Annotated in this window: 9 protein-coding genes; 6 read left to right on the top strand and 3 right to left on the bottom strand. The window is 62.8% G+C overall.

The features are described from left to right. Positions 1-16 precede the first annotated feature (16 nt). From KYT97_RS04650 to KYT97_RS04640, 3 genes are all read right to left on the bottom strand, one after another. Positions 17-1,102: a helix-turn-helix domain-containing protein gene (locus KYT97_RS04650; protein ID WP_033231937.1), complete on the bottom strand. Its 1,086-nt coding sequence runs from the start codon at positions 1,100-1,102 to the stop codon at positions 17-19. A 147-nt stretch (positions 1,103-1,249) separates the two neighbouring features. Further along, complete coding sequence (locus KYT97_RS04645; RefSeq protein ID WP_045067837.1) at positions 1,250-2,431, bottom strand: MFS transporter; 1,182 nt, start codon at positions 2,429-2,431, stop codon at positions 1,250-1,252. Then, on the bottom strand, positions 2,428-3,375 hold the full coding sequence (locus KYT97_RS04640; protein ID WP_033231939.1) for a PAC2 family protein: 948 nt from the start codon (positions 3,373-3,375) through the stop codon (positions 2,428-2,430). Before KYT97_RS04640 ends, KYT97_RS04645 begins: the two co-directional genes overlap by 4 nt. A gap of 51 nt (positions 3,376-3,426) precedes the next feature. On the opposite strand from KYT97_RS04640, the gene metH reads away from it, so the two are divergent. The 6 genes from metH (at position 3,427) to hisG (ending at position 10,728) form a co-directional block, all read left to right on the top strand. Next, the gene (gene metH, locus KYT97_RS04635) at positions 3,427-6,996 is read left to right on the top strand and encodes a methionine synthase (protein ID WP_072782539.1); all 3,570 of its coding nucleotides are present in this window, start codon (positions 3,427-3,429) and stop codon (positions 6,994-6,996) included. After that, on the top strand, positions 6,989-7,687 hold the full coding sequence (locus KYT97_RS04630) for an HAD family hydrolase (protein WP_219111841.1): 699 nt from the start codon (positions 6,989-6,991) through the stop codon (positions 7,685-7,687). Before metH ends, KYT97_RS04630 begins: the two co-directional genes overlap by 8 nt. Positions 7,688-7,702: 15 nt before the next feature. Further along, on the top strand, positions 7,703-8,563 hold the full coding sequence (gene trhO, locus KYT97_RS04625) for an oxygen-dependent tRNA uridine(34) hydroxylase TrhO (protein WP_045067834.1): 861 nt from the start codon (positions 7,703-7,705) through the stop codon (positions 8,561-8,563). A gap of 58 nt (positions 8,564-8,621) precedes the next feature. Then, on the top strand, positions 8,622-9,482 hold the full coding sequence (locus KYT97_RS04620; RefSeq protein ID WP_415395508.1) for a pseudouridine synthase: 861 nt from the start codon (positions 8,622-8,624) through the stop codon (positions 9,480-9,482). Between the two features lie 58 nt (positions 9,483-9,540). Beyond that, entirely contained in the window at positions 9,541-9,804 is a 264-nt protein-coding gene (locus KYT97_RS04615; RefSeq protein WP_003944933.1) for a phosphoribosyl-ATP diphosphatase, read from the top strand. A 72-nt stretch (positions 9,805-9,876) separates the two neighbouring features. Then, positions 9,877-10,728 (top strand): ATP phosphoribosyltransferase, encoded by an 852-nt coding sequence (gene hisG, locus KYT97_RS04610; RefSeq protein ID WP_033231943.1) that lies wholly within the window; start codon positions 9,877-9,879, stop codon positions 10,726-10,728. Positions 10,729-10,808: the final 80 nt, after the last annotated feature.

Raw genomic sequence — 10,808 nt, 5'->3', positions numbered from 1 at the left:
TGTCGTCCGAATTTCCCTACGGTCGATCCTTGGCTGGGGAGGCGGCGCGTCGCCACTGCGATTCGTTCTCGATCATCCAGCCCATCAGGTGATCGGCCGCTGCTTCGTCGGCATCCGGACCGACGAGAAGATCGGCGTAGGCCTGACTCGGAGACACGATCCGGATGCCGTCGCGGGTGAGAATTCGGTCGAACACCGACGGCGACAGGGGAGCGGTGACCCACACATCGGCACCGGTCTCGACGCGCCGTAGGCCCAACGCGTCGGCAAATTGGTCGACGTTGTCGGCGTGGAAATGAGCCCGCTGAGTGGGCGCATACCGGGCGAACGGCGCGGCAGCGACGGATGCCGTTGCCGCATAGATGTGTCCGCTGAGTTGGCGGAGCTGATCGAAGAGCGCTTCAAGTCCGTCTGGAGCGTGAAAGCCGTGCGGTGTGGGTGCTTTGGCGATGGATTCCTGTGCCCACTCCCGGAGCATTTTCTGCCAGTTGGCGTCGGCGATGCCGCCGCGGGGGAGTCTGGTCACCAATTCCCGATCCGCGAGGGTTTGCACTACTCGATACGTTGCGCCCGTTGATGCCCCGGCCAAACGGACCAGAGCGGTGATCGCCAGGGGTGGAGCAAAATCTGCGAGCGCCCGCACGACCCGCGCCGACGGATCGCCGGCCAGTTGGCCCGACGGCCGGCCGGGGCCGCGCCACGGATCGGCGTCGGCGCCCCTGCCTCGCACCCAGACGGCAGGGCGATCGGCGGTGAGTGAGACGTTGCCCGTCGCATCGGCGTAGGAGAGTGCATGGGCGTCGAGTTGGCGGCGCACCGGTTCGGATAGATATTTGGCGCAGACGAACCCGGTTTGCCCGGTGGGGAAGCGGTCGGCGATACCGGGAACGTCGCTGCTGAGAACTCCATGTGCGGCGTAGACGCCGAACTTCGCGACCGACCCGTCAGGGGAGCGCAGGTCGAGGCGAATGGGTGCTTCGGACAGATCGGGGGAGCGTTGCGTCGACAGTGACCAGGTGGCGGGCAGATTTTCTTCGATGATCGCGACGGATCGCCGAAAAATGTCGATGGGGCGCTCGGGTTCCGACTCGGATTCGCTCATTGTTCCATTGTATCAATATCTGTCGCTGACGGAAACACCAAATTTTCCGAATATTTGTCGTCAGTTCTATCCGAACCAACGACCTCAATTCACCAAGTCGCCGCACTTCAGCAACCCAAAGGATCAGAAAATCATCGACGGAGGGGGCTAAGCCTCCGCGGTATTCGACGGTTTCTGCCGAGGCATGATCAGCGGAGCCACAACAGCAAGTAGAGCGGCGGGTATCAGGAAACTTGCGATGGACGAGGCGTCGTAGATCGGAGTGAGAGCGAGGGGAGCGAGTGCCGCGCCGCCGAAGCGCATTGCCTGGACGACGGATACCGCACCGCCGCGATTCGGACCCTGCGAGCCGAGCACCGCCGCGTTGACGCCGACGAGTACGAACTGGCTGGACACACCGGCAATAAACCAGGCGATCGCAATCGCCGGGATAGCGGACGCGAGTCCTACGACTGCAACGAGTACGGCGCCGCTGATTGCGCCGATGGTCACTGCCTTCCGGGCGCCGATACGGTCGATCAGGATTCCCGCTCGTCGGGCGGCGATAATGCCGGCCAAACCGAACAGCGTCAGCATCAGACCGCGGGCTGTGGGCGAGAGACCGAACTCGTCCTCGAACCGGAATGCCAGGAGGAAGCTCAGACCGCCGAGTGCGCCCCAACCGAGGAGGGCGGCAACGCCGATCCGCAGCACTTCCGGACGCAGTGCGTCACGGAGTCTGGCGGGCGCGGCAGACGGAGGCGCCGTGGTTTTGGGTAACCCGACGGCGCCCAGAACTCCAGCTACAACCGCGATGACGAGAAATGCGAGGCGCCAATCGAATTCGGCTGCGAGGCCGCCGATCAGGGGAGCGGACGACTGGCCGGCGGCCTGAAACGCACCGAAGGCGCCCAGCGCGCGGCCGAGTCGGGCCTGTGGCGTCGCTGCTGCCAATGATGCAAGCAAGAGGGGAGTTGTGAAGGCATTGGCGCTACCTTGCAGGACCCGAGCTGCAAGGAAGATGTCCAGCGTCGGAGCCAGGAAACATGCCAACGACGCGGCCACGTACACGCCATACGCGATGCGGACGGTGCGCACTTTGCCCCACCGGGAGCCGAGAGTTCCCGACACCAACATCAATGCCGCAAAAGGCAGAAGGTACGCAGTGAGCGACGACGCGGCCGCGGACGCCCCGACCCCCAGGTCGTCGCCGATCTCGGGGAGAACGGACGCCACCACGCCGCCGCCGAACGGGCCGAGAAACCCGCCGGCGTACAGCGCGATCAACTGGAGGCGAAGGCGAAGCGGTCTGGGGTTGTGCGTGTTTTCGTCGGGAGAAGTGTTGCTCACAGCCCGAAGCTACCGGGGCCTCGCCGCCGCAGGTAACGCTCGAATTCGGCAGCGATCGCATCGCCGTCGATCTTGGCGATTGCTTCTGTGATGTCTGTCTCAGCGTCTCCGCGCTCTTCCAAGGTACGTACGTATTCGCCGATCTCCTCGTCGTCTGCAGTCATTTCGTTGACCGCTTCTTCCCAGTCCTCGGATTGAGAGGGGAGTTCGCCCAGGGGAACCTCGATGTCGAGAACGTCTTCGACGCGCTGCAGCAGTGCCACCGTGGCTTTGGGGTTGGGCGGCTGAGACACGTAGTGCGGCACCGCTGCCCAGAACGAGATGGCTGGTACGCCGGCCCGGACGCACTCGTCCTGAAGAACTCCGGTGATACCGGTGGGGCCTTCGTAGCGAGTCTGCTCGAGGTTGAATCGAGCTGCGGATTCGCTGCTGTATGCGGTTCCGGTCACCGGTACCGGACGGGTGTGCGGTGTGTCCGCGAGAAGTGCTCCGAGGATGACCACCGTCTTGACGTTCAGTTGGTCGATCAGCTCGAGGAGATCCTCGCAGAAGCTGCGCCAACGCATGTTCGGCTCGATACCGTGAAGCAGAACGATGTCGCTCTCGCTGCCAGGCGGTGAGCAGACGGACAAACGTGTGGCAGGCCACACGATTTCTCGGGTGACGCCGTCGACCTGCCGTACGGTCGGGCGGTTGACCTGATAGTCGTAGTAGTCCTCCGAATCGAGTTCCGCGAGCGGTTGGGCATCCCAGATCAGTTCGAGGTGCTCGACGGCGCCGCTGGCGGCGTCACCTGCGTCGTTCCAGCCTTCGAAGGCTGCCACGAGAATGGGATCGCGGAGCACGGGGATATCGCCTTGGGGGCGATCAGGGCTCTCGAAGGCCGCGGAATCATCGAAATCGACCGGGCCGTCGGGAGTGACGGGGAACTCACTTGGACTCACCCACCCAGCCTACGGCCAGAGCATCGGAGAGCGCCCACTACTCTGGACGGCATGTCTGCCCCATTTAACTCTGCCCTGCTTGATGCGTTGAATCAGCGCGTTGTAATCGGCGACGGAGCGATGGGCACCATGTTGCAGGCCGCGGACCTCACACTAGATGATTTCCTCGGACTCGAGGGGTGCAATGAGATCCTCAACGACACCCGCCCCGACGTGCTCAAAGACATCCACCGCGCGTACTTTGCCGCCGGTGCCGATGCTGTCGAGACCAACACTTTCGGGTGCAACCTGCCCAACCTCGCCGACTACGACATCTCGCATCGAATCCGTGAGCTTTCCGAGAAGGGCACTGCCCTCGCTCGTGAGGTAGCTGACGAGATGGGGCCAGGCCGCGACGGTATGGCCCGCTTTGTTCTCGGCTCGATGGGCCCGGGAACCAAGCTGCCCAGCCTGGGCCACGCCCCGTTTGCCATCCTGCGTGACGCGTACACCGAATCCGCCCTCGGCATGATCGAAGGCGGCGCCGATGCCATCCTCGTCGAGACCTGCCAGGACCTCCTTCAGGTCAAGGCTGCGATTCTCGGCAGTCAGCGGGCGATGGAACAGTTGGGCTTGCGGATTCCGATCATCACGCACGTGACGGTCGAGACCACCGGAACCATGCTCCTCGGCAGCGAGATCGGTGCCGCGTTGACGGCACTCGAGCCGCTCGGCATCGACATGATCGGACTCAACTGCGCAACCGGTCCGGCAGAGATGAGCGAGCACCTTCGCCATCTGTCCAAGTACTCGACGCTGCCGGTCTCCGTCATGCCGAACGCCGGCTTGCCGCAGCTCGGCCCCAATGGTGCCGAGTACCCGCTGACCGCAGACGAATTGGCCGAAGCCCTCAGCGGATTCGTCTCCGAATTCGGTCTCGGCATGGTTGGTGGCTGCTGCGGAACCACCCCAGACCACATCAGGGCAGTCGCCGACGCGGTTCGCCTCGTGGAGAAGGCGCAGCGCACCCCGATTCACGAGGCCAGCACGTCGTCGTTGTACTCGGCTGTCCCGTTCGAACAGGACGCCAGCATCCTGATGATCGGTGAGCGCACGAACTCCAACGGCTCCAAGGCTTTCCGTGAAGCAATGCTGTCCGAGGATTACCAGAAGTGCCTGGACATCGCGAAGGATCAGACTCGCGACGGCGCGCACATGCTCGACCTCAACGTCGACTACGTGGGCCGCGACGGCGCTGCCGACATGTCCGCACTCGCCAGCCGGTTGGCAACGGCGTCGACGCTGCCGATCATGCTCGACTCCACCGAACCTGCGGTTCTGCAGGCCGGACTCGAGCACCTCGGTGGACGTTGTGCCGTCAACTCCGTCAACTACGAGGACGGCGCCGGTCCCGAGTCTCGTTTCCACAAGATCATGACGCTGGTCAAGGAGCACGGCGCAGCCGTTGTCGCGTTGACCATCGACGAGGAGGGCCAGGCGCGTACGGCCGAGACCAAGGTCGCGATCGCCAAGCGCCTGATCGAGGACATCACAGGCAACTGGGGTCTCGCAGAGTCCGACATCATCGTCGACGCTCTCACCTTCCCGATCTCCACCGGTCAGGAAGAAGTGCGCCGCGACGGCATCGAGACCATCGAAGCGATCCGTCAGCTCAAGGCCGCGTACCCGGAACTGCACTTCACACTGGGTATTTCCAACATTTCCTTCGGCTTGAACCCCGCCGCCCGGCAGGTGCTCAACTCGGTGTTCCTGCACGAATGCACCGAGGCCGGCCTCGACACCGCGATCGTGCACGCCTCCAAGATCCTGCCGATGGCACGGATCCCGGAAGAACAGCGTGTGACCGCACTCGACCTGGTCTACGACCGTCGCAGCGAAGGGTACGACCCCCTGCAGAAGTTGATGGAACTGTTCGAGGGTGTCTCGGCAGCGTCTGCCCGTGAGTCACGCGCTCAGGAACTTGCCGGTCTGCCATTGTTCGATCGCCTCGAGCGTCGCATCGTCGACGGCGAGCGCAATGGCCTCGACGACGATCTCACCGAAGCGATGACGGTCAAGTCCCCGATCGAAATCATCAACGAGACACTGCTTTCGGGCATGAAGACCGTCGGTGAACTGTTCGGTTCCGGACAGATGCAGTTGCCGTTCGTTCTGCAGTCCGCCGAGGTCATGAAGGCGGCAGTTGCGTTCCTCGAGCCCCACATGGAAGCGACGGACGACGACGGCAAGGGTCGCCTCGTCATTGCGACGGTCAAGGGCGACGTCCACGATATCGGCAAGAACCTTGTCGACATCATCTTGAGTAACAACGGTTACGACGTCGTGAACCTCGGCATCAAGCAGCCCATCGCGACCATTCTCGATGCTGCGATCGAGCACAAGGCCGATGTCATCGGCATGTCCGGACTGCTCGTGAAGTCGACAGTGGTCATGAAGGACAACCTCAAGGAACTGAACTCTCGCGGTGTCTCGGAACAGTTCCCGGTGTTGCTGGGCGGTGCCGCGCTGACGCGTTCGTACGTCGAGAACGACCTTCAAGAGGTGTACGACGGAACCGTGAGTTACGCACGCGACGCTTTCGAGGGTCTGAATCTGATGGATCAGATCATGACCGAAAAGCGTGGCGGCGGACCCGCGCCGGACAGCCCTGAGGCGATCGCCGCGCGCGAGAAGGTTGCCGAGCGGAAGGCTCGTCATGAGCGTTCCAAGCGGATCGCCGAAAAGCGTAAGGCCGAAGCAGCTCCCGTTGTTCTGCCGGAACGGTCCGATGTTGCAGTCGACATCCCTGTTCCGGCCCCGCCGTTCTGGGGCAGCCGCATCGTCAAGGGCGTGGCACTGTCCGAGTACGCCGGTCTGCTCGACGAGCGCGCACTGTTCCTGGGGCAGTGGGGACTTCGTGGTCAGCGTAAGGGCGACGGTCCGACGTACGAAGAGTTGGTCGAAACCGAAGGCAAGCCGCGACTGCGGTACTGGCTGGACCGGTTGACGGCCGAGGGCATTCTCGCGCACGCCGCCGTGGTCTACGGCTACTTCCCGGCGGTGTCCGAGGGTGATGACGTCATCGTGCTCACCGAGCCGAAACCAGATGCGCCGGAACGATTCCGGTTCACGTACCCGCGTCAGCACCGGGACCGTTTCCTGTGCATCGCGGACTTCGTGCGCTCGCGTAAGGAAGCAGAAGCGACCGGCCAGGTCGACGTTCTCCCGTTCCAGTTGGTCACGATGGGGCAGCCGATCGCGGACTTCGCGAACGAGCTGTTCGCGTCGAATTCGTACCGTGACTACCTCGAAGTTCACGGCATCGGAGTTCAGCTGACGGAATCGCTTGCCGAGTACTGGCATCGCCGGGTTCGTGAAGAACTGGTTCTGCCTGGCGGCCATTCGGTTGCCGAGCAGGATCCCACCGACGTGTCCGGCTACTTCGACCTCGAATACCGCGGCGCGCGTTACTCCTTCGGATACGGGGCCTGCCCGGATCTCGAGGACCGCGCCAAGTTGGTCGCGTTGCTCGAGCCGGAGCGCATCGGCGTCCACCTCTCGGAGGAACTGCAGTTGCATCCGGAACAGTCCACCGACGCATTTGTCCTGCACCACCCGGAAGCCAAGTACTTCAATGTCTGAGTTGTTGACCGAGGTATCCGAGACGACGCTGGGTGGTGTCCTGTGGGACATGGACGGCACCTTGCTCGATTCGGAGAAGTTGTGGGACGTTGCGCTGCGTGAGCTGTCGCTACGCCTGGGCGGGCCGATGACGGAGGCGACGCGCGTTGCCGTCATCGGCGCGTCGAGCCCGTTTGCCCTGGCAACGGTGTTCGATTCGCTGGGGCTCGAGCAGCACCCGGAGGCAGTCGCCGAGGCCAAGGACTGGATGTACGCCCGCGTCGGCGATCTGTTCGAGGACGGTGTGACCTGGCGTCCCGGCGCGCAGGATGCACTGGCGATTGTTCGCGACGGGGGACTTCTCTCGGCTCTGGTCACCAATACCGAGCGGGTACTGGTCGATCGCGCACTCGGGATGCTCGGACGAGAGTTCTTCGACCACAGCGTCTGCGGCGACGAGGTAGCCAACGGCAAGCCTGCCGCGGATCCGTATCTGAGGGGTGCTGCGCTTCTCGGTTTGGAACCGTCACAGTGTCTGGCGATCGAGGATTCGCCGACAGGCACGGCTGCGGCCACCGCTGCGGGCTGCGGCGTGCTTGTTGTTCCCTGTGAAGTCGCTGTTCCGGCGGGGCCGGGACGTATCTTCCGGGAGTCGTTGACGGACTTGTCGGTTCATGATCTCCACGACGTTCATGCGCGTGCGGCACGTTAGGCTGGTGTAGCAAAAGTGTCCATTCCGAAAATTGTTCTGTTCTACCAGTTCACGCCGTTGGCCGATCCCGAAGCGATCAGGTTGTGGCAGCACAGCCTCGCCGAGTCGAACAATCTGACCGGCCGAATCCTGATCTCGCAGCACGGAATCAACGCGACGGTGGGCGGCGATATCGAGGACGTCAAGCGATATGTGCGTGGCACCCGCGGGTACGAACCGTTCCGCATGGCCGACATCAAGTGGTCGGACGGACTCGGCAACGATTTCCCGCGCCTGTCCGTCAAGGTGCGCAGCGAGATCGTGACTTTCGGTGCGCCCGACGAACTCGAGGTCGATGCCAAAGGTGTGGTGGGCGGCGGCGTCCACCTGGCGCCGAAGGAACTGCACGAACTGGTCGACAACCGCGGTGACGACGTTGTCTTCTTCGACGGCCGTAATGCCTTCGAGGCCGAAATCGGACGCTTCCGCGACGCCGTTGTTCCGGACGTGACAACAACACGGGATTTTGTCAGCGAACTCGACAGCGGCAAGTACGACCACCTCAAGGACAAGGCAGTGGTCACCTATTGCACTGGGGGAGTGCGCTGCGAAGTGTTGTCGTCGTTGATGCGCTCACGCGGTTTCGGTGAGGTGTACCAACTCGACGGCGGGATCGTGCGTTACGGCGAGACGTTCGGCGACAAGGGCCTGTGGGACGGATCGTTGTACGTCTTCGACAAGCGGATGAACATCGAATTCTCGCCCGAGGCAAAGGTTCTCGGTGTGTGTGTCGACTGTGGAACGCCGACGCCACGCTTCCGCAACAGAATCGACGGCGACGGACGCACCCTCGAATTGCTGTGCGAGAGTTGCTCACCCGATCTCGAACAGGTCTAGAGACGTGCCAAAGGCTCCGCTGCCGATCCGAGACGGGCTCGGGCCGGATCGGTTGCGGATGCCCCGGGAGTCCGACGCAGGTACCGTCCTCGAGTTTCTAGTCGGTGAGTTTCCCGGCGAGCATGAGCTGTGGAACGCCCTTGTCGCTGCTGGTGACGTCGTCGACGAGCACGGGCGGATCATTTCGAGCGAGACTCCGTATCAGCCCACCCGCTTCGTCTACTTCTACCGCGAACCACCACCCGAAATCCCGGTCCCGCACGAGATCGAGATCCTGTACCGCGACGAGCAGATCCTGGTCATCGACAAACCGCACTTCCTCGCGACCATCCCGCGCGGCGCGCACATCGTCGAAAGCGCGGTCGTCCGTCTACGTCGTGACCTTCATCTCCCTGATCTGGCGCCGGTACATCGACTGGACCGCATGACCGCCGGTGTCATCGTGTTCACCGTGACTCCGGACCTGCGACGGCCTTATCAGGAACTCTTCGCGGAGCAGAAGATCGTCAAGGAGTACGAAGCCATCGCGGGATTCGATCCCGAATTGACGTTTCCACGCATCGTCCGTAGCCGGATCAACAAGGTGCACGGGGAGATGACCGCCACCGAAGTCGAGGGCGAACCGAACAGTGAAACCCGAGTCGAGTTGGTCGAGCTACTCACTGATTCTGCTGGTAGCACGCTCGGTCGATACCGGCTGTTCCCGAAAACCGGGCGCACCCACCAACTACGACTGCATCTGAACTCGATGGGCATTCCCATCCTCGGTGACAACTACTACCCGAACTACCGTCCGGCGATACCCGGTGACTTCTCAACACCGTTGCGACTCCTCGCCCGGGCACTGGAATACCCGGACCCGATCACCGGCCACACTCGCCGGTTCGTCAGCACACGCGCTCTCGATCAGGGCTTGTGACGGGCCAGCCTGTAGGCCTGTGAAAATCCGTTCCGCACTCGTGAAAGAATAGCTACCTGTGAAGACCTTCGAATCCTTGTTCGCCGAGTTGACCGAGCGTGCTGCCACCCGTCCCGAGGGGTCCGGCACCGTCGCCGCCCTCGATGCCGGTGTTCACGCACAGGGCAAAAAGGTCATCGAGGAAGCCGGTGAAGTGTGGATCGCTGCGGAGTACCAGAGCGATGAGCAGCTAGCCGAAGAAATTTCTCAGCTCTTGTACTGGACTCAGGTGTTGATGGTCGGCCGCGGGCTGACCCTCGAAGACGTGTACCGACATCTGTGAAGAGGATCTGACCCGACAATTCCGGTTCCCTTTTCCCACGTCTGACCACACCTTCCGAAAGGACGTTCACTGATGTTGCGCGTCGCAGTTCCCAACAAGGGTTCGCTGTCCGAGTCCGCCGCCGAAATCCTCAGCGAAGCGGGCTACCGTCGTCGCACCGATTCCCGCGACCTGACTGTTCTGGACCCCTCCAACCAGGTCGAGTTCTTCTTCCTGCGCCCCAAGGACATTGCCATCTACGTCGGATCGGGTGAACTCGATCTGGGCATCACCGGTCGTGACCTCGCCGGAGATTCCGGTGCACCGGTTTCGGAGCGTTTGGCGCTCGGTTTCGGCCGCTCGTCCTTCCGTTACGCCGCACCTGCCGGCAAGGACTGGACCGTCGAAGATCTTGCCGGCCTCCGTATTGCGACGTCGTACCCGAACCTGGTTCGCAGTGACCTCGCCGCTCGCGGCATCGACGCTTCCGTTATCCGCCTCGACGGCGCCGTGGAGATCTCGATCCAGCTCGGTGTCGCCGACGCCATCGCCGACGTGGTCGGTTCCGGCCGCACTCTGCGTCAGCACAACCTTGTTGCCTTCGGCGATTCTCTGTGCGACTCGGAAGGTGTCCTGATCGAGCGCACCGGCGCCCCGCAGGACGACGCGGCCCGTAACCAGTTGATCGAGCGTGTTCGCGGAATCGTGTTCGCTCAGCAGAACCTGATGATCGACTACGACTGCCCGCGCGGCATTCTCGACGAAGCAATCAAGATGACGCCGGGCATGGAATCTCCGACTCTGTCTCCGCTGGCCGATCCGGAATGGGTCGCCGTGCGCGCCATGGTTCCCATCAAGGGACACAACCAGGTAATGGATGCTCTCGCTGAACTTGGCGCCCGGGCCATTCTTGCGTCCAACATTCGTTCGGTACGCGCGTTCTGATCAGTTAGTTCTCGTGTATTCGCGCCCGTTCCGGAACATCGGGAACGGGCGCGAATCTGTATCGCCTGGACGCATACCGC

The sequence above is a fragment of the Rhodococcus globerulus genome, assembly GCF_019334125.1.
In the GTDB taxonomy this organism is placed as follows: domain Bacteria; phylum Actinomycetota; class Actinomycetes; order Mycobacteriales; family Mycobacteriaceae; genus Rhodococcus_F; species Rhodococcus_F globerula.
The sequence above is the reverse complement of the archived record's forward strand: the minus strand, read 5'-3'. Positions and strand labels throughout refer to the sequence as shown.

Coding starts and splice junctions, on each gene's coding strand:
- KYT97_RS04650 (WP_033231937.1), bottom strand. CDS start 1,102: ATGAGCGAATCCGAGTCGGAACCCGAGCGCCCCATCGACATTTTTCGG.
- metH (WP_072782539.1), top strand. CDS start 3,427: ATGTCTGCCCCATTTAACTCTGCCCTGCTTGATGCGTTGAATCAGCGC.
- KYT97_RS04630 (WP_219111841.1), top strand. CDS start 6,989: ATGTCTGAGTTGTTGACCGAGGTATCCGAGACGACGCTGGGTGGTGTC.
- KYT97_RS04620 (WP_415395508.1), top strand. CDS start 8,622: ATGCCCCGGGAGTCCGACGCAGGTACCGTCCTCGAGTTTCTAGTCGGT.
- hisG (WP_033231943.1), top strand. CDS start 9,877: ATGTTGCGCGTCGCAGTTCCCAACAAGGGTTCGCTGTCCGAGTCCGCC.